18 protein-coding genes are annotated in these 18,001 nt (G+C 63.0%); 11 read left to right on the forward strand and 7 right to left on the reverse strand.

The features are described 5' to 3' along the window. Positions 1 to 92 precede the first annotated feature (92 nt). The 6 genes from NKH02_RS12560 to NKH02_RS12585 all read left to right on the forward strand — a co-directional run bounded on the left by NKH02_RS12560 (position 93) and on the right by NKH02_RS12585 (position 5,765). The gene (locus NKH02_RS12560) at positions 93 to 1,409 is read left to right on the forward strand and encodes an ABC transporter substrate-binding protein (RefSeq protein WP_352867723.1); all 1,317 of its coding nucleotides are present in this window, start codon (positions 93 to 95) and stop codon (positions 1,407 to 1,409) included. Positions 1,410 to 1,477: 68 nt separating this feature from the next. Next, complete coding sequence (locus NKH02_RS12565; RefSeq protein ID WP_352879093.1) at positions 1,478 to 2,383, forward strand: carbohydrate ABC transporter permease; 906 nt, start codon at positions 1,478 to 1,480, stop codon at positions 2,381 to 2,383. 1 nt (position 2,384) lies between these two features. Continuing rightward, positions 2,385 to 3,344, forward strand: a complete 960-nt coding sequence (locus NKH02_RS12570) for a carbohydrate ABC transporter permease (protein ID WP_352867721.1) — start codon at positions 2,385 to 2,387, stop codon at positions 3,342 to 3,344. Further along, positions 3,341 to 3,562, forward strand: a complete 222-nt coding sequence (locus NKH02_RS12575; RefSeq protein WP_352867720.1) for a hypothetical protein — start codon at positions 3,341 to 3,343, stop codon at positions 3,560 to 3,562. The genes NKH02_RS12570 and NKH02_RS12575 overlap by 4 nt, the downstream gene beginning before the upstream one ends. Further along, positions 3,559 to 4,662, forward strand: a complete 1,104-nt coding sequence (locus NKH02_RS12580; protein ID WP_352879096.1) for an ABC transporter ATP-binding protein — start codon at positions 3,559 to 3,561, stop codon at positions 4,660 to 4,662. The genes NKH02_RS12575 and NKH02_RS12580 overlap by 4 nt, the downstream gene beginning before the upstream one ends. After that, entirely contained in the window at positions 4,662 to 5,765 is a 1,104-nt protein-coding gene (locus NKH02_RS12585) for an ABC transporter ATP-binding protein (RefSeq protein WP_352867717.1), read from the forward strand. Before NKH02_RS12580 ends, NKH02_RS12585 begins: the two co-directional genes overlap by 1 nt. Before the next feature lie 30 nt (positions 5,766 to 5,795). On the opposite strand, the gene NKH02_RS12590 is transcribed toward NKH02_RS12585, so the two are convergent. After that, on the reverse strand, positions 5,796 to 6,779 hold the full coding sequence (locus tag NKH02_RS12590; protein WP_352879099.1) for an AraC family transcriptional regulator: 984 nt from the start codon (positions 6,777 to 6,779) through the stop codon (positions 5,796 to 5,798). A gap of 91 nt (positions 6,780 to 6,870) precedes the next feature. Between NKH02_RS12590 and NKH02_RS12595 the strand changes: the two genes are divergently transcribed. Beyond that, positions 6,871 to 8,085: an MFS transporter gene (locus NKH02_RS12595; RefSeq protein WP_352879101.1), complete on the forward strand. Its 1,215-nt coding sequence runs from the start codon at positions 6,871 to 6,873 to the stop codon at positions 8,083 to 8,085. Between the two features lie 128 nt (positions 8,086 to 8,213). Here the strand turns inward: NKH02_RS12595 and NKH02_RS12600 are convergent, their stop codons facing one another. Beyond that, positions 8,214 to 8,561 carry a GFA family protein gene (locus NKH02_RS12600; RefSeq protein ID WP_352867712.1) on the reverse strand — a complete coding sequence of 116 codons (348 nt, stop codon included), beginning with the start codon at positions 8,559 to 8,561 and terminating at the stop codon, positions 8,214 to 8,216. 117 nt (positions 8,562 to 8,678) lie between these two features. On the opposite strand from NKH02_RS12600, the gene NKH02_RS12605 reads away from it, so the two are divergent. Beyond that, positions 8,679 to 9,974, forward strand: a complete 1,296-nt coding sequence (locus NKH02_RS12605) for an amidase (RefSeq protein WP_352879103.1) — start codon at positions 8,679 to 8,681, stop codon at positions 9,972 to 9,974. A gap of 17 nt (positions 9,975 to 9,991) precedes the next feature. Here NKH02_RS12605 and NKH02_RS12610 read toward each other — a convergent pair whose 3' ends face one another. Genes NKH02_RS12610 through NKH02_RS12630 form a run of 5 tightly spaced genes read right to left on the reverse strand, consistent with a single transcriptional unit; the run spans position 9,992 to position 14,246 of the window. Further along, entirely contained in the window at positions 9,992 to 10,381 is a 390-nt protein-coding gene (locus NKH02_RS12610) for a hypothetical protein (RefSeq protein WP_352879105.1), read from the reverse strand. Between the two features lie 42 nt (positions 10,382 to 10,423). After that, a complete protein-coding gene (locus tag NKH02_RS12615) occupies positions 10,424 to 11,404 on the reverse strand; it encodes a hydroxyacid dehydrogenase (protein ID WP_352879107.1) in 981 nt (326 codons plus the stop codon). Positions 11,405 to 11,409: 5 nt separating this feature from the next. After that, a complete protein-coding gene (locus tag NKH02_RS12620; RefSeq protein ID WP_352867705.1) occupies positions 11,410 to 12,126 on the reverse strand; it encodes a FadR/GntR family transcriptional regulator in 717 nt (238 codons plus the stop codon). 2 nt (positions 12,127 to 12,128) lie between these two features. Further along, on the reverse strand, positions 12,129 to 13,298 hold the full coding sequence (locus tag NKH02_RS12625) for a mandelate racemase/muconate lactonizing enzyme family protein (RefSeq protein ID WP_352867703.1): 1,170 nt from the start codon (positions 13,296 to 13,298) through the stop codon (positions 12,129 to 12,131). 60 nt (positions 13,299 to 13,358) lie between these two features. Further along, complete coding sequence (locus NKH02_RS12630) at positions 13,359 to 14,246, reverse strand: sugar phosphate isomerase/epimerase family protein (protein WP_352867701.1); 888 nt, start codon at positions 14,244 to 14,246, stop codon at positions 13,359 to 13,361. 390 nt (positions 14,247 to 14,636) lie between these two features. On the opposite strand from NKH02_RS12630, the gene NKH02_RS12635 reads away from it, so the two are divergent. The 3 genes from NKH02_RS12635 (at position 14,637) to NKH02_RS12645 (ending at position 17,922) form a co-directional block, all read left to right on the forward strand. Then, positions 14,637 to 15,692 carry a sugar phosphate isomerase/epimerase family protein gene (locus tag NKH02_RS12635; protein WP_352879109.1) on the forward strand — a complete coding sequence of 352 codons (1,056 nt, stop codon included), beginning with the start codon at positions 14,637 to 14,639 and terminating at the stop codon, positions 15,690 to 15,692. A 151-nt stretch (positions 15,693 to 15,843) separates the two neighbouring features. Then, positions 15,844 to 17,031, forward strand: a complete 1,188-nt coding sequence (locus tag NKH02_RS12640; RefSeq protein WP_352879111.1) for a Gfo/Idh/MocA family protein — start codon at positions 15,844 to 15,846, stop codon at positions 17,029 to 17,031. Between the two features lie 39 nt (positions 17,032 to 17,070). Then, the gene (locus tag NKH02_RS12645) at positions 17,071 to 17,922 is read left to right on the forward strand and encodes a sugar phosphate isomerase/epimerase family protein (RefSeq protein ID WP_352879113.1); all 852 of its coding nucleotides are present in this window, start codon (positions 17,071 to 17,073) and stop codon (positions 17,920 to 17,922) included. Positions 17,923 to 18,001 lie beyond the last annotated feature (79 nt).

Genomic DNA, 18,001 nt, shown 5'->3' on the forward strand with positions numbered 1-18,001 from the left:
CGGAAAAGTGCGATCACGGGAGGAACTACCAGGGTCGGCCCCGTTGCCGGCTCGAACGATAAGGTAGAATGCGCACAAGGGAGGAAATCATTATGCGCAAGTTTGTGACCAGCGTACTTGCTGGTATCGGCTTAACGCTTGCCTGCGGAACGTCCGTTTACGCGCAGGAAAAGTCACTCACCATCTTCTGGGCGGAATGGGATCCGGCCAACTATCTGCAGGAACTCGGCAACGAGTACGAGAAGGAAACCGGCGTCAAGATCACGGTGGAAACTACACCGTGGCCCGACTTCCAGACCAAGGCCTTCACCGAGTTCAACGCCCATGGTGACGCCTATGATATGGTCGTCGGCGACTCGCAATGGCTCGGTGCCGGCTCGACCGGCGGCCACTATGTCGACCTGACCGACTTCTTCAACAAGCACAAGGTCGGCGACGTGATGGCGCCGGCGACGGTGAAGTACTACGCCGAATATCCGGGCGGCAGCAGCAAGTACTGGGCCATCCCGCTCGAAGGCGACGCCGTCGGCTGGTCCTATCGCAAGGACTGGTTCGAGGATCCGAAGGAAAAGGAAGCCTTCAAGGCCAAGTATGGTTACGATCTCGACGTGCCGAAGGATTTCAAGGCGCTGCGCGACATCGCCGAGTTCTTCTACCGGCCGGACCAGAAAAAATACGGCATCGCCATCTACACGGACAATTCCTACGACGCGATGGCGATGGGCTTCGAGAACGCGCTGTTCTCCTACGGTGGCGAACTGGGTGATTATAAGACCTACAAGGTCGATGGCTTCATCAACTCCGACAAGGCGGTCGCGGCGCTCGACGCCTACAAGGAGCTCTACAAGTTCACGCCTCCAGGCTGGGCCAAGTCGTTCTTCGTCGAAGACAACCAGGCGATCACCGAAGGCCTGGCCGCGATGAGCATGAACTACTTTGCGTTCTTCCCGTCGCTGATCAACGAAGCGTCGAACCCGAACGCCAAGAACACCGGCTTCTTCGCCAATCCTCCCGGCCCGAACGGCGACCAGTTCGCCGCACTCGGTGGGCAAGGCATCTCGATCGTGTCCTACTCGCAAAAGCAGGACGAGGCGATCAAGTTCCTGGAATGGTTCATCAAGGACGAGACCCAGAAGAAGTGGGCAGCGCTTGGCGGCTACACCTGCAGTGCCGCCGTGCTCAAGTCGCCTGAATTCCAGAACGCCACGCCGTATAACAAGGCCTTCTACGAGACCATGTTCAAGGTGAAGGACTTCTGGGCGGTGCCGGAATATGCCGAACTGCTGCAGCAGCTCAACCAGCGCGTCTATCCCTACATGATCGGCGGCGAAGGCACCGCCAAGGAAACGCTGGACGCCCTGGCGGCCGATTGGAACGCGACCTTCAAGAAATACGGCCGCGGTCAGTAACAAGCAGGTCTCACGGAGGGGGCGTCGGTGCCTCCTCCGTTTCTTTTTTCGCAAACGGGAGCAGGATCTTGGCGACCACTATGATCACCACGCTCGACAGGTCTTCAAGGGCGGCCGCGCGCGGCCTCAGCGACATTTCGATCCGCAACCTCTTCATCATCCCGACGGTCCTGTTCCTGATCGTCTTCAACATCTTTCCGCTGGTCTATTCGCTCGGCTATTCCTTCACCGATTTTCGGGCGTCGACCAACGCGCCGGCAAATTTCGTCGGGCTGCAGAACTATCGCGACCTGCTCAACGACCCCTATGTCTGGTCCAATTTCGCCACCACCGCGAAATACGTCATCATCTCGGTCGTTGGCCAGCTGGTCGTCGGCTTCGGCGTCGCCATGCTGCTTAACCGCGACATTCCGCTCAAAGGTCTGCTGACGACGCTTCTGCTTTTGCCGATGATGCTGTCGATGGCGGTCGTCGGCCTGTTCTGGAAACTGCTCTACGATCCGTCTTTCGGCATCATCAACTATGCGCTCGGCCTCGGCACCTTCGAATGGCTGTCGGATCCGAAAATGGCGCTCTATGCGGTTGCGCTGACCGACATCTGGATGTGGTCGCCCTTCGTCATGCTTTTGTCGTTGGCCGGCCTCTCGGCGGTTCCGAAACATCTCTACGAAGCGGCGGCGATCGACAGGGCCGGGTCGTTCTACACCTTCTTTCGCATCACGCTGCCACTGGTCGCGCCGATCCTGATGATCGCCGTCATTTTCCGCACCATGGAAGCATTCAAGACCTTCGATCTCGCCTACATCCTGACCAGCCAGCCGACGGCCGAACTGATCTCGATCCGGCTTTACAAGATGGCGTTCCAGGAATGGCAGACCGGGCGCTCCTGCGCACTCGCCTACATCGTGCTGATCATGGTGCTGGCGATCACCAACATCTACGTCAAATACCTCAACAAGGTGAAGGAGCGCTGAGATGGCTGCCGTCCGCACTTCTTCCGAAATCGGCTTCAACCGTGTCGCCATCGTCGCCGTTCTGTTGGTGACGATCATCTTCCTGGCGCCGATCTACTGGATTGCCTCGACGGCATTCAAGCCGCGCAATCTCGCCACCACCATCCCGCCGACGGTCGTCTTCCAGCCGGAAATATCGCCTTTCGTCAAGCTGTTCACCAAGCGTTCGCAGATGCGCAACCCGGCGTCGCCCGAGGAGTATGCAGCCGCCCCCTGGTGGGAGCGCGTCGTCTTCGACGGTGGTGAAAAGATCGTGCGTGATGGCAAGGGCCAGGTGCAATGGTCGGGATATCCGAGCCGTTTCCTGAACTCGCTAATCATCGCCATCACCTCAACTGTGCTGGCGGTCGGCATGGGCACGTTCACCGCCTATGGTTTCTCGCGTTTCAAGGTGAAGGGCGAGGCGGACCTGCTCTTCTTCATCCTGTCGACCCGCATGCTGCCGCCGGTCGTGGTGGCGATCCCGATGTTCCTGATGTACCGGGCGGTCGGCCTGAATGATTCCCATGTCGGCCTGATCATCCTCTATACCGCCTTCAACCTGTCGTTCTCGGTGTGGCTGATGAAGGGCTTCATGGACGAGATACCGAAAGAGTATGAAGAGGCAGCCCTCGTCGACGGCTACACGCGCATGGAGGCTTTCTTCAAGATCGTGCTGCCGGAGGCCGCCACCGGCATCGCCGCCACCGCCGTGTTCTGCTTCATCACCGCGTGGAACGAATATGCCTTCGCGCTGATCATGACCAGCCGCCGTGCCCAGACAGCGCCGCCGTTCATCCCCAGCCAGGTCGGCTCCGGCCTGCCGGACTGGACGGTGATTGCCGCCGGAACCTTCCTGTTTCTGCTGCCGGTCGCGATCTTCACCTTCCTGCTCCGCAACCATCTGCTGCGCGGCATGTCCTTCGGAGCAATCCGCAAATGAGCTTTCGTGCCATCAATCAGAAATATCTGGAGCCCGGTTCGCAGGTGCTGATGGTGCTTGGCATCATCGCGCTCTGCCAGCCTTGGAACCTGGCGTTGCACACCTATGGCCTAACCATCATCCTGATCGGGCTGATCGGCTTCAACATCACCTCGAAGATCGCGCCTGAGGAGAAGGCCGGCACCGGACAGATGCGAAATCCGGGAGCACAGCATTGACCCAGATCGAGCTTCGCGGCGTCCAGAAATTTTTCGGCGCCGTCCAGGTCATCAAGGACCTCAACCTGAAGATCAACGACAACGAGTTCATCGTTCTGCTCGGCCAATCGGGCTGCGGCAAGACGACGACGCTGCGTGCCATCGCCGGACTGGAAACGATCGATGAGGGCGACATCCTCATCGACGGCAAACCGATCCAGCATCTGAAGGCCGCCGACCGCGACATCGCCATGGTCTTCCAGTCGTTCTCGCTCTACCCGCATATGAGCGTCTACGAGAATATCGCCTTCCCCTTGCGCGCCACGCGCAAGAGCAAGGCGGAGATCGACTCGGAGGTGCGCTCGGTCGCCAAGACGCTGCAGATCCTGGACCTGCTCGACAAGAAGCCGTCGGCGCTTTCGGGGGGCGACATGCAGCGCGTCGCTATCGGTCGAGCCCTGGTGCGGCGGCCGAAGGCGATGCTGATGGACGAACCGATCGGCGCGCTCGACGCCAAGCTGCGCGAAGAAATGCGGGCGGAGATCAAGCGCCTGCACATCAAGCAGGGCTCGACTACCATCTATGTCACGCACGACCAGATCGAGGCGATGAGCCTCGCCGACCGTATCGTCATCATGCATGAAGGCGTGCTGCAGCAGGTAGGCTCGCCGGACGAGGTCTATTCGCACCCGGCAAACCTGTTCGTGGCGCAATTCGTCGGCAGTCCGGTGATGAATGTCGCCGATGCCGAGGTGGCGGAGACTGCATCCTCGGTCTCGGTAACGGTCGGCGGGGCTGCCGCCGGTTTCGAGTTTCCGCGGGCGCTGCTGTCGAAGCTCAATGGCCATGCCGGCGGCCAGTTGGCGCTCGGCATCCGGCCGGAAGGCGTCCTCATCCGCCGCGATGCCGCCGAGGGGTTCCTGCAGGTCGAGACGCAGATTGTCGAGCCGCTCGGCTCCTTTGACATTGTCGACCTCAAGGTCGGCTCCAAGATGCTGCGCGCGCGCACCAAGAGCGGGTTCGTCAGCGGTCCCGGCGAGAAGGTGTTCGCCAGGATCGATCCGGCCCAGGCGCATTTCTTCGACACGGCAAGCGGCAAGTCGCTGGAAGTGAGATTGTGATGGCCCATATCCAGCTGAAAAACATCTCGAAGACCTTCGGCAACCACACCGCCTTGACCGGGCTCGATCTGGACATCGCCGATGGCGAGTTCTTCGTACTGCTGGGCGAAACGGGTGCCGGCAAGACGACCACTCTGCGGCTGATCGCCGGCCTGGAGAAGCCGAGCGAAGGCCAGGTCTTCATCGACGGTGTCGATGTGGCCGACTGGGGTGCGGCTGAGCGTGACGTGGCGCTGGTGCTGCAGCAATACTCGCTCTATCCGCGCTACACGGTGCGCGAAAATCTCGAATTCCCGCTGAAGCCGAAGATCCGCCGGCTGCCCGACGCCGAGATCAAGGATCGCGTCGACCGTGCCGCCCGCACGCTGCGGATCGAGCATCTGCTCGACCGCAAGACCGACAAGCTGTCAGGCGGCGAGATGCAGCGCGTCTCCATCGGCCGCGCCATCGTGCGCAAGCCGCGCGTGTTCCTGATGGACGAGCCGCTGTCGGCGCTGGACGCCAAGCTGCGCGAGGCGTTGCGCACGGAACTGAAGAACCTGCAGATGCAACTCGGCGCCACCTTCCTGTTCGTCACCCATGACCAGATCGAGGCGATGTCGATGGGCGACAAAGTCGGCGTGCTCAACCATGGCCGCATCGTGCAGACGGGTACGCCGCACGAGATCTACAACAATCCGCGCGATACCTATGTGGCGAGCTTCGTCGGCTCGCCGCCGATGAACCTCATCGACGGAAGGCTTGTGAACGGCCGTGCGGTGATGGCGCCGCTGAATTTTGAACTGCCTTTTTCGGGGGGTGCCAAGACTTCTTGGGGGCTAAAGGCGGGTGCGGCGACCGACGGTCGCCCGCTCGTCTTCGGTGTTCGTCCCGAGGACGTTTATCTCGAGAGCGGCGCACCGGTCGAAGCGCGCGTCCATGACGTCGAGAACCATGGCGTCGAAAAGATCCTGACGCTGCGGGTTGGCGACGCCACCTTGCGCGCCACCGTGCCGGCCAGGACCGATGTCGCGATCGAGCAATCGGTGCGCTTTGCCTGGAACCCGGACAAGGTGGTGCTGTTCGACAAGGGCAGCGGCGTCAGCTTGCGGCACGCTGTGTGAACTCCAGCTGAAGCAGGCGTGGAGGTCGGCTCAGCCGGCCTGGCGGATAGCAGCCTGTTCCTCGGCGCGAAGGTGGCTGGGCGCCGAGCCGATGACTCGCTTGAAGGCGCGGCTGAAGGCGGCATCCGATTCATAACCGAGACGCGCGGCAACGACGGAGATTTTCATCCGGTCGCGGATCAGCCACTGTCTCGCCTGATGCATCCTGACCTGGGTGACATATTTTGCCGGCGTTTCTCCAACGATGGTGGCGAAGCGCTCCGCAAATCCCGATCGCGAGGCGCCCATCATCCGGGCCAGGGACTCAACCGTCCAGTCGTGGTTCGGCTCGAGATGGATGGCAGCCAGCACGCGGCCGATTTCGCGGTCCCTGACCGCGGCGATCCAGCCGGACGAGTCGCCACAGCCGCGCTCGACCCATGAGCGTATGACGGTGGCGGCAAGCACGTCAGCCAGCCGCGCCAGGATGCCGCCGGAGCCGACGCGCTCCATCGTCACTTCACGCGCCATCGATTCCAGGAGATGCGGAATGCCGGGCTCGTAGGCTCCCAACTCATGCGTGCGCATTACATCCGGCATCATGCCGAGCAGGGGATGCAAGCCGTCAAGATTGAAGTACATGCTGGCGCAAAACAGCAAGGTTCCCGGCCGGCAACATTCCGACATGCCTTCGTTCGACATGCAGTAGACGTCCTTGCAGACCTCCTCGACTTCGTAGCCGTGGATCGGCCAGGCCTGGGCGCCGGGCTCACTGGCCAGCACGTGCGCCGCACCGCGCGGCAGCAGCACCGCGTCGCCAGCATTGAGCTCCACCCATTCACCGGACGGCTGCTTCAGCCAGCAACCTTTGCGGCCGATGAAATGAAACCGCGCCGCTGGCTGGGCTGGGAACTGGATACCCCAGGGCTCCTTCAGTTCGAAGCGGCCATATTCGACGCCATCTAGCCGCAAGCCGCGCAAGATGTCTGTCAGCGGGTCGCCGGTGATGGGAATTTTGGACGAATGATCAAGCATGATGGGGTTTCTAGCATGGAAACTCCAAGCGGTCACTCCCTATGTTGCATTGCAGTCAAATGCTGCGCTGCAAACAACTCGGAGACTGACCATGGCCGAACCCGCGACAGGCGTCGTCGACGCTGCTCTTCTGAACCCCACAGACTCCGACGAACGAACCGAACCGGCCTGGGGTGCCGTGGTCTCGCTGGCACTTGGGGTGTTTGGTCTGGTGACGGCTGAATTTCTGCCCGCCAGCCTGTTGACGCCGATGGCGCGCGATCTGGGCGTCAGCGAAGGCGTGGCCGGACAGGCGGTGACCGCGACCGCGATCGTTGGCGCCATTGCCGCACCCACCATGGCGATCATTACCAGGCGTATGGACCGCAGGCTGGTGATGTGGATGCTGACGGTGTTCCTGATCCTGTCCAATCTCCTGGCCACCTTTGCCTCATCGCTCACCATGCTTCTGCTCGCCCGCGTCGCGCTCGGCGTCGCGCTCGGTGGCTTCTGGGCGATGTCGGCCGCCATGGCGCTGCGGCTGGTGCCGATGCGGCTGATGCCGCGCGCCATGTCGATCATCCTGACCGGCGTTTCGTTGGCGACCGTCTGCGCGGCGCCGGTCGGCGCCTATGTCGGCGACATCTGGGGCTGGCGCACGGCCTTCATGATCGCGACCGTCGTTGCCGCCCTGGCGCTGCTGGTGCAGTTGGCCACCATTCCGAAGCTGCCGCCGGTGGGTGTGGCGAGCTTCCGCACCTTGCTGGAGGTGCTGGAGCGCCCCTCCATCAGGATCGCACTGCTCGTCGTGCTGCTGGTCGCCTCGGGACACTTTGCCGGCTTCACCTATGTCCGTCCCTTCCTCGAGAAGGTCCCCGTGCTCAGCATCGAGACGATCTCGCTGGTGCTGCTGGCCTACGGTATTGGCGGCTTCTTCGGCAATGTCGCCGGCGGCATCCTGGCCGAACGCAGCGTCAAGGCAGCCGTCGCTCTGGCGCCCTTGCTGATTGCACTTGCCGCCGCCTCGATGCTGGTTTTTGGAGCTTCGCCCATGGTCGCCGCCGCCGCCGTTGCGATCTGGGGCTTTGCCTTCGGCGCGGTTCCGGTCGGGCTGCAGAGCTGGCTGGTAAGGGCCGCGCCCGATCAGGCTGAAAGCGCCGGCGGACTGATGGTGGCGACCTTCCAGGTGGCGATTGCGCTCGGCGCTGTCTTCGGTGGCCTGCTGGTCGATCATGCCGGCGTCGCCAGCGCCTTCGCCTATTGCGGCGCAGCGACGCTGCTGGCGGCCATCGTGGTGTTCCTGCGCGGCCCGAAGCGGGCCGAGTAGCTTCTTATTGGCAGGACTAAGCTTCCCCGAGGCTGTGCATCGGCCCGACAACCATCACGGTTTTCGGGCCGACGCCGTTGTGATGGCGGTGACGAAGCCGCCCTCGACATGGACCGCCACTGGCCGGCTCAGACCGCGCGACCGTCGAAGTCGAAAACCGGCAAGGTGGACGGGTCCGGATCGGCGACACAGTGGAGATTGATGTAGGCACTGCGGTCACGGCCTTCGCGGACGTCCTCGGCGAAGGGGTGAATGCCGCAGCTGCGGCAGAAGCGGTGTGCTATCGCATGATTGCCGAATGTGTAGGTGCCGAGATCGTCGCCCCAGGCTAGGACCTGCAAGGTCTCGTGCGGGATGGCGCACAACAGGGCGCCCTTGCGCGAGCAGATAGAGCAATTGCATCGTACGGCGCCGGTCAGTTCGGCTTCGAACTCGAAGGCGACCTTGCCGCAGTGACAGCTGCCTTTGTAGAGCATCGGATTTTTCCTCGCATTCGACGGGGTGCAAAACGGCCTGCGCCGGGTTAAGTCTCGGCAAGCCACGCCGCGCCGCTACCCCAAGGACGTTCAAAGCGTCCGGAGTCCGACACCGAAATGCATTCAGTCCGGGATCATCTGGAAATCATCCTCGCGCGCCTTGCCGCCCGTGCCGGTGAAGAGCGCGTGTTCACGAAGCTCTATGCCGAGGCCGCACGGGCCGCGGCTGATGCCAGCGATGCCCGCAAGCGGGCAGGTGTGACGCTCGGACCGCTCGACGGCACCATTGTCTCGATCAAGGATTTGTTCGATATCGCCGGCGAGGCGACCACGGCTGGCTCGCTGATGCTCAAGACCGCCGCACCTGCGCTACGCGATGCCGCGATTGTCGGCCGGCTGCGGCAGGCTGGCGCGGTCATCATCGGCAAGACCAACATGACCGAATTCGCCTTCACCGCGATCGGTGACAACCAGCATTTTGGCACGCCCGGCAATGCCGTCGACGCTAGCCGTATTCCCGGTGGTTCCTCCTCGGGCGCGGGCGTTTCCGTCGGCGAAGGGACGAGCGAGATATCGATCGGTTCCGACACCGGCGGCTCGATTCGCATTCCGGCGTCGCTCAACGGTGTCGTCGGTTTCAAGCCGACAGCGCGGCGTGTACCGCTGACTGGTGCCTTCCCGTTGTCCGCCACGCTGGACTCGATCGGGCCGCTGGCTCAAACCGTCGCTCAGTGTGCGGCTGCCGACGCCATGATGGCCGGCGAGGTGCCGACCGCGCTGGCGCCGATTGCCCTCGCAGGGCTTCGAATTGGCATCCCGCGTGGCATCCTTTTCGAAGAGACGGAAGGCGCGGTGGTGACCGCGTTCGACCAATGCCTTGGCAAGATCGAGCAGACAGGCGCGCGGGTCGCGGACCTGTCGATCGACGATCTGCTTGGAGAGATGCGCGCGGCCACCAAGCGCGGCTCGATAGCAGCGATGGAAGGCGCCGAAATCCATGCCGACTGGCTGGCGACAGGGGCATCGGTGCCGGTCGACCCACATGTCAGCGGGCCTTTGGCGCGGGCGGCAATGCTGCCGACCCCGGTCTACATCAGGGCAATGCGCCGTCGTGCAGCACTCGCCGCCGCCATGGACGAGCGGCTGGCATCGGTCGATGTGCTGGCCTTGCCGACCACACCGGTGATGGCGCCGACCATCGTTTCGATGACCGAGGATGCCGAGCTGCGTGACCATACCGAAGGACTGCTGCTGCGCAACACACAGGTCGCCAACCAGTTCGACCTTTGTGCGATTTCGCTGCCGATGCCAGGCTCGGCGCTGCCTGCCGGATTGATGCTGGTGGCGCGCAACGGGCATGACCGGCGCCTGCTGCGGATTGCTGCTGAAATTGAGACGCTGCTTGGCTCGTGACCGGGCTGGACTGACTATCAGGGCGACGAACAGTGCTTGCGTTCGCTATCCTTGGCGGCCCGTACGATGCGGGTCGCGACCAGCCAGGGGAGGGTGTATTCCTTGCCGGTGATGGTCTGGGTGCGGTGCTCGATCGATCCCCTGACAACGATCTTTCCGGCATAAAGCGCGTCGGAAAGATCCGTTATCGCCTTGTCGGCCTGCGGCAATCCGCTGGGGTCGATCGACACGCCCTTGATGATCGTGCCGGTGCCAAGGTCAAGCGCGCTGTTCGATGGGCACGGCGCCTTGAAGCAGCGCAGCCCGTTGTCGCAATAGACGTAGCTGCTCTGGGCCTCCGCAAATGACGGCAAGGCGCAGAGCGAAGACGCGGCAACAGTCAGACATTTGAGGCGAAAGCCGAACATGGTTCTCAACGTTGCGGAGAATTGGGGCGAAACCGCGATGCTTTAGCTATCGGCCGGAAACCGCCGCCGGTAGTGATCGACCACTTCGGGATTGCGCAGGTTGACCGGCAGTTTGCCCGCCAGCACGAGCAGGGCCTCGCCCGCCGCGCCGATGCCCATGCGCATCATCGATTCCTCGGTGATGCCGGCCATGTGCGGGGTGATGATGACATTGTCGAAGCCGAAATAGGGATGATTTGACGGCAGCGGCTGCGTCGAAAACACATCGAGCGCGGCACCGCCTATACGACGTTTCCGCAAGGCTTCGATCAGAGCGTCGTCGTCGACGACCGGTCCGCGCGAGACGTTGATCAGCAACGCATGCGGTTTCATGCGGGCGATCCGCTCGCGGTTGATCAGGCCGCGCGTCTCCGGTGTCAGCGGACAGCACAGAACGATGATGTCGCTCTGCTCGACCAGGGCGTCGATCGACAGGAAGCCGACCTTCTCCGGCGCCGGCTGCATGCTGCGCGTCGTTGCCACCACCCTTAGGTCGAAGCCGTGCGCGGCGATATGGCCGACAGCCTGGCCGACGGCGCCGAGGCCGACGATGCCGATCGTCTTGCTGGCAAGCTCGCTGTTGGCGTTGGCATGCTCGCGGCCGGCGAGCCAGCCTTTTGCCCGCAGGTCACGATCGACGACGCGGAAGTTGCGAAGCAGGGCGAGCGCCGCGAACATGACGTGTTCCGCCACCGAGCGCGCGTTGACGGCCGGCACGTTCGCCACCAGCACGCCGGCGGCGGTCGCAGCTTCCATCGGGATCATGTCGAGCCCGGCGCCATGGCGGATCGCCGCTCGCAGCTTCCAGGCACCCTCGAACAGCGCCGGCGGCAGCGGCGCGCGGACGATGACGATGTCGGCATTCCTCGCCTCGGCGGCCAGCGTGGCCGGATCGATGGCGGAAGCGACGATGAGTTCGCCGGCGCCGGCCAGCATGGCCGAGGCGCGCGGGTGTAGCGGGTGTGTCGTAAGGATACGGGCCATGTCGGTCAGGCTTTTTCGAGCGCCGGGCTTTGCGGTTCCTCGCCATGGCCCTCGATCAGGCCCTTCCAGTAGCTCTCGGCACCCTGCAGGTGAGCGCTCATCAGCGCCTGGGCGAGATTGCCGTCGCGGCGCAGCAGCGCCTCATAGATCTGGATGTGCTCGGCATGCGAGCGCACATTGCGCTCCGGGTCGTTGAAATAGATGGGCAGGCGCTGTTCGCCCATCATGTAATAGACGCTGCAGACATTGTGGAAGACGCTGTTTTTGGTGGCGCGTACGATCTCGAGGTGGAATTCGCGGTCCTCCCTAGCCAGGCCTTCGCCCGCCGCGATGCGCTCTTCCGAAGCTTTCAGGATTTCGCGCAGCCGCTCGAAATTCTCCTCGGTGGCGCGCGAACAGGCAAGCTCGGCGGCCTTGATCTCGTGGATCTTGCGCAGTTCGACCGTCTCGTAGATCTGGATCGGATCGAGCGGCAGGCCCGCGCGGGCAAAAAGCGCCATCGCCTCGACGCTGGCCTGCTTGGTGTCGATGTAGATGCCGGACTTGGCGCGGCGCTCGACGATGCGCATGGCCTCGAGGATGGCGAGCGCCTCGCGGATCTGGCCGCGGCTGACGCCGAAATGCTCCGCCAGTTCGCGCTCCGATGGCGTTCGGCCGGTTTCCTTGTCCGAATGGGAGAACAGGTAGGCGGCGAGTTCCGCGAGAAGGTTCTTTTCTTTCATCGTCAACCGCGTTGCGCGTGCGCCTCCAGGAACCGCTCCGAAATGGTGAATCCCAGACCCGGCTTTTCGGGGATCGCTATCATACCGTCCTTGGCTTCGACAGTCTCTTCGATCAGATCGTGGATCATCGGGTTGGCGCCAAGCGAGTATTCGACGGTGAAACTCGACGGGGAGGCGGCGCAGACATGCAGCCCAGCGAAGAAACAGGGCGCGCCGGCCCACAGATGCGGCGCAAAGCGCAGGTTGAAGGCGCTGGCTATGGTGCCGATCTTCATCGCCTCGCTGATGCCGCCGCAGAAGGCCGGATCGGGCTGGAAGATGTCGGCCGCCTTGAGCACGGCGAGGTCGCGGAAGGCGTAGCGTGTCGCCTCGCTTTCGCCGGTGGCGATCGGGACGGCGCCCGATGCCCGCACTTCAGCCATGCCGGGCTTGTCGTCGGCGACAACAGGCTCCTCGAACCAGGCGAGATCGAGGTCGCTGACGAGGTGGATGAAGCGCTTGGCTTCCGCCACCGTATAGGTGCCGTGCGCGTCGACCATCAGCTCGACATCGGGGCCAAGCGCCTGCCGTGCGGCACGGACTCGCGCGGCGGAAATGTGTGCCGCGCCGTCCATGGCGCCGACCCGCATCTTCAGTGCCTTGAAGCCACCCTGGGCGATATAGGATTTCAACTGCTCGCCGATGGCGTCGGCGGCCGCCCAGCCGCCGGAGGCATAGGCCGGCATGCGATCCAGCTTGCGGCCACCCAGCAGCCGCCAGACCGGAACCCCAAGCGATTTGCCGAGAATGTCCCACAGCGCGATGTCGACGGCGCTGATGGCGGCGATGCTCATGCCGCGCCGCGCCAGCTGCGGCATAGCGTGGCCGGCGCGCGCGGCGCCGTCGTGGCGCACGCCATTGTAGAGCATCTCCCAGATGACGCCGATGTCGGCCGGATCGCGGCCGATCAGCTGCGGTCCGACCTCATGGTTCAGCATGTGAACAAGCGCGCCATAGCTGCCGGCGCTGCCTGCGGCGTTCTTGCCTTCGCCCCAGCCGACCAGCCCGTCATCGGTTTCGATGCGCAGGATGGCGGCGTCGAAGGTCGTCACCTGGCCGAAGTCGCTGCGGTGTTGCCGAGCGGCTTCGATCGGGATGCGGACCCACCAGGCTTGGACCGTCTTGACGCGCATATTCTTCCCCAGCCCTGCCGCCGGTCAGGGCGGAAGGGCAAATTCCCTAGAGGCAGTCGACTACTTGATCAGCGGCAGCAACGTTTCAGCGGTGATGCGCATCTGGTCGGTGTAGAATTTCTCCGTCAGCACGCTGGAGCCGTGGTCCTGGATGAACTTCAGCTGCTCGGGCGAGATATCGACCGGGTGGCGCTCGACCATGTCGGGATAGGGTGCGGCCGGCGTCCGGTCGACGGGCGCAACGAACTCGTTGGTCAACGCGCCGTCGTAACCGACCTCTCTCAGCGTGGCGACGATCTTCGGCCAGTCGATCTGGCCGAGACCGGCGGCAAAGCGGTTGTTGTCGGCGACATGGAAGTCGAACAGGCGCTTGCCAACCTGGCGGATCGCGTCGTGAACGTTAAACTCCTCCATGTGGATATGGTACGCGTCGAGGCAGACACCGCATTCGGGGCTGACCGCGTCGGCCAGCGCGAGCGCCTGGGCGCCGCGATTGAACAGGTAGGTTTCGAAGCGGTTGAGCGGTTCGACCGCAATCTTGACGCCGACTTTCTTGGCGTGGGTGAAGCATTCACGGGTCGCGTCGACAACCCACTTCCATTCCTCTTCCTCGGTGCCATCGGGCACGACCTTGCCGACTGTCGCCGGAACCAGCGTGATGATCTCGCCGTCGAGTTCGCTGACCATCGTCAGCACGTCCTTGACATACTGAACGGAGCGCTCGCGCTGGCCCTGGTTCCTGGCGGCGAGGTTGCGTTCGCCCAGCATCAAGGTCACCGCGCCCCAGCAGCGGATGCCATGCTCCTTCAGCAGCGCCCGTGTCTCCTTGGTCTTGTATTGCTCGGGCTCGCCGGAAATCTCGATCGACTCATAGCCGAATTTCTTGATGCGCTTGAGCGTCGTCTCCAGGGGCTCCGCGCGCATCCAGTTGTGCGTCGAAAGATGCATCGTCTGTCCTTCCCAAAAATCGCCTGCAACATGCATCGCCGAAGGCGACGCAAGGGCTCCTCCCCAAGGCATCCCCAGCCTTTTCTCGCAAACTGGTTCGACCAATTGGGCCTGAAGGGAGGTCTACAGCAAATTCTTCTGGACGGCAAGAAGCGCGGGAAGGCAACTTCCGATACGGATTACTTCATTGATTGTATTGATGTATATGCCTGCGTTTCGCCTATCCAAAGGACTCCGGCGGTGCATTGCGAGGCTTGACCAAATTCCCTCATTTGGTAATACCAGAATTGCGGCGTACACGATGCGCCCGACGTGAAGAGACCAAAGTGGGCTGGCCCTGCTTCCAATCGGCGCTATGCTCGGTCGCGATTAAAATGAGGGAGGATGCCGATGCCGACGACAATGAAGGGCCCTGGACTGTTTCTGGCGCAGTTCGCGGGCGATGCCGCGCCGTTCAATTCACTGGCGTCGATCACCAAATGGGCGGCCGGTCTCGGCTACAAGGGCGTGCAGATCCCGACCTGGGACGCGCGGCTGTTCGATCTCAAGAAGGCGGCCTCTTCCAAGACCTATTGCGACGAAGTTAAGGGCATCTGCGCGGACGCCGGCGTCGAGATCACCGAACTGTCGACGCATCTGCAGGGGCAATTGGTGGCGGTGCATCCGGCCTATGATGCGCAGTTCGACGGTTTTGCGCCGGCTTCGGTGCACAACAATTCGAAAGCGCGGCAGGAATGGGCGGTCGAACAGATGACATTCGGCGCCAAGGCGTCGAAGAACCTCGGCCTCAAGGCCTCGGTGAGCTTCTCCGGAGCGTTGGCCTTTCCTTACTTCTACCCCTGGCCGCAGCGGCCGGCCGGGCTGATCGAGGAAGCCTTCGCCGAACTCGGCAAGCGCTGGAAGCCGATTCTCGATGTCTATGAGGACAATGGCGTCGATGTCGGCTACGAGATCCATCCGGGCGAGGACGTGTTCGACGGTGCGACCTTCGAGATGTTCCTCGACGCGGTCGGCGGCCACGGACGCTGCAACATCAATTACGATCCGTCGCACTTCCTGCTGCAGCAACTCGACTATCTCGAATTCATCGACATCTATCACGAGCGCATCAAGGCGTTCCACGTCAAGGACGCCGAGTTCAATCCGACCGGCCGGCAAGGCGTTTATTCCGGCTATCAGAGCTGGACCAACCGCGCCGGCCGCTTCCGTTCGCTGGGCGACGGGCAGGTGGATTTCGGCGGCATTTTCTCCAAGCTGACGCAATACAATTATGATTCCTGGGCGGTGCTAGAGTGGGAGTGCTGTCTTAAACATCCCGAGGACGGCGCGGCCGAGGGCGCACCCTTCATCCAGCATCACATCATCCGGGTGACGGAGAAGGCATTCGACGATTTCGCCGGCGGCGCTACGGACAAGAAAGTGCTGCGCGGCATGATGGGAATTTAGCGCGGCTTACCCTCCCCCTTGAGGGGAGGGTGGCCCGAAGGGCCGGGTGGGGTCGGTTCATGCCGAGCTCTACGCCCGGCAACCCCACCCGATCCGCTGCGCGGATCGACCTCCCCTCAAGGGGGAGGTGAGCAACACGAGGGAGAAAAACATGGTCGGCGCATCGAAGTCGGAAACGGGAGGCGGCCCGATCCGCTATGGCATGGTCGGCGGCGGGCAAGGCGCCTTCATCGGCGCGGTACACCGGATCGCGGCGCGCCTGGACAACGACTTCGTGCTGGTCGCCGGCGCTTTGTCATCCGACCCGGCGCGTGCCAGGGCCTCGGCCGCCGAACTCGGGCTCGATCCTGATCGCAGCTACGCGTCCTATGCCGACATGGCCAAGGCCGAGGCGAAGCGGCTCGACGGCATCGAGGCGGTGGCCATCGTGACCCCCAACAATGTGCACGTGCCGGCGGCCAAGGCCTTCCTCGAGGCCGGCATTCACGTCATCTGCGACAAGCCGCTGGCGACGACGCTAGCCGAGGCCAAGAAGCTGGCCGCGGTGGTCGAGAAGACCGGCAAGGTGTTTGTCCTTACTCACAACTACACCGCCTATCCGATGGTGCGGCAGGCGCGCGAGATGGTCGCCAAGGGCCTGCTCGGCGACATCCGCATCGTGCAGTCCGAATATCCGCAGGACTGGCTGACCGAGGACCTGGCGGCGACAGGCCAGAAGCAGGCGGCGTGGCGCGGCGACCCGAAGCAGGCAGGCGCCGGTGGTGCGCTGGGCGATATCGGCACGCATGCCTACAATCTTGCCCGCTTCGTCTCCGGGCTGGAGCTGGATTCGCTTTCGGCCGATCTCGACGCCTTCGTGCCGGGCCGGCTGCTCGATGACAATGTCAACGTCATGCTGCGCTTCAAACCGGCCGGCAAGACGCACCCGGCCAAGGGCATGATCTGGGCCAGCCAGGTGGCGCCCGGCCATGAGAATGGATTGAAGCTGCGCATCTATGGCTCGAAGGGCGGGCTGGAATGGGTGCAGGCCGATCCGAATTATCTCTGGTATACGCCGTTCGGCCAACCCAAGCAATTGATCACCCGCAATGGCGCCGGTGCACTGCCGGTGGCAGGCCGTGTCAGTCGCGTGCCGTCAGGTCATCCCGAGGGCTATCTCGAAGGTTTCGCCAACATCTACCAGGAGGCCGCGCGTGCCATCCGCGCGGCACGCCGCAAGGGCGGCAAGCCGGCAAAAGATGTCGTCTTCCCGACCATTCATGACGGCGTCGAAGGCATGGCTTTCATCGAGGCCTGTGTGAGGTCGTCGAAGAAGAATGGAGCCTGGACGAAGCTCTAAAATAAAAAATCCGGGGAGATCCAAGGGGAGGGGGCGTCGATGAAAATCGGCATGTGCATGTTCTTGTGGACGACGGCCGTGTCGAAGAAACACGAGCCGTTGCTCAGGGATATCAAGGCAACCGGCTTCGATGGCGTCGAAATACCGATCTTCGTCGGCACGCCGGACGACTTTAAAAAGCTCGGCGAACTGCTCGACCGCATCGGGCTGGAGCGGACCGCGGTTTCAGCGATGGGGGATCCGGCGATGAACCTGATCGCGGCTGAGGCGGCAACGCGCAAGGCCGGCATCCACTACATGAAATGGGCTATCGATTGTGCCCAGGCGCTTGGCGCCAGCACGCTGAGCGGCCCGCTGCATTCGACGCTCGGTGCCTTTTCCGGCTCCGGGCCGACGGCCGCCGAGAAGAAGCGCTCGGTCGCCTCGCAACGCGCGATCGGCGACCATGCCGGCAATAAGGGCGTCACCATCGGACTCGAGGCACTCAATCGCTTCGAATGCTATCTCCTCAACACGATGGCTGACCTGTCGGAGCATATCGACGCCATCGACCGGCCGCATATCAAGGCGATGTACGACACCTTCCACGCCAATATCGAGGAGGCCGACCCGATCGGCGCCTACACAAAACACCGCCGGAATGTCGTGCATATCCATATTTCGGAGAATGACCGCGGCGTGCCGGGGCGCGGCCACCTTCCGTGGAAAGAAACATTCTCGGCCATCCGCAAGAGCGGCTATGACGACTGGCTGACGATCGAGGCGTTCGGGCGCTCGCTCAAGGATTTGGCGGCGGCGACCAAGGTGTGGCGCGATTTTTCCGAGAGCCCGGAGGCGGTTTACCGAGACGGGTATAGGCATATCAGGAACGGGTGGAAGAAGGCGGCGTAGGCGCCTTCCTTATATGGGACTGAGCAAAGCCGCCCAACACCTGCCGCCGCGTTCCTTCACACCCCCCTCTGTCCTGCCG

It is taken from the genome of Mesorhizobium sp. M1396 (assembly GCF_040317725.1).
Classification (GTDB): Bacteria; Pseudomonadota; Alphaproteobacteria; order Rhizobiales; family Rhizobiaceae; genus Mesorhizobium.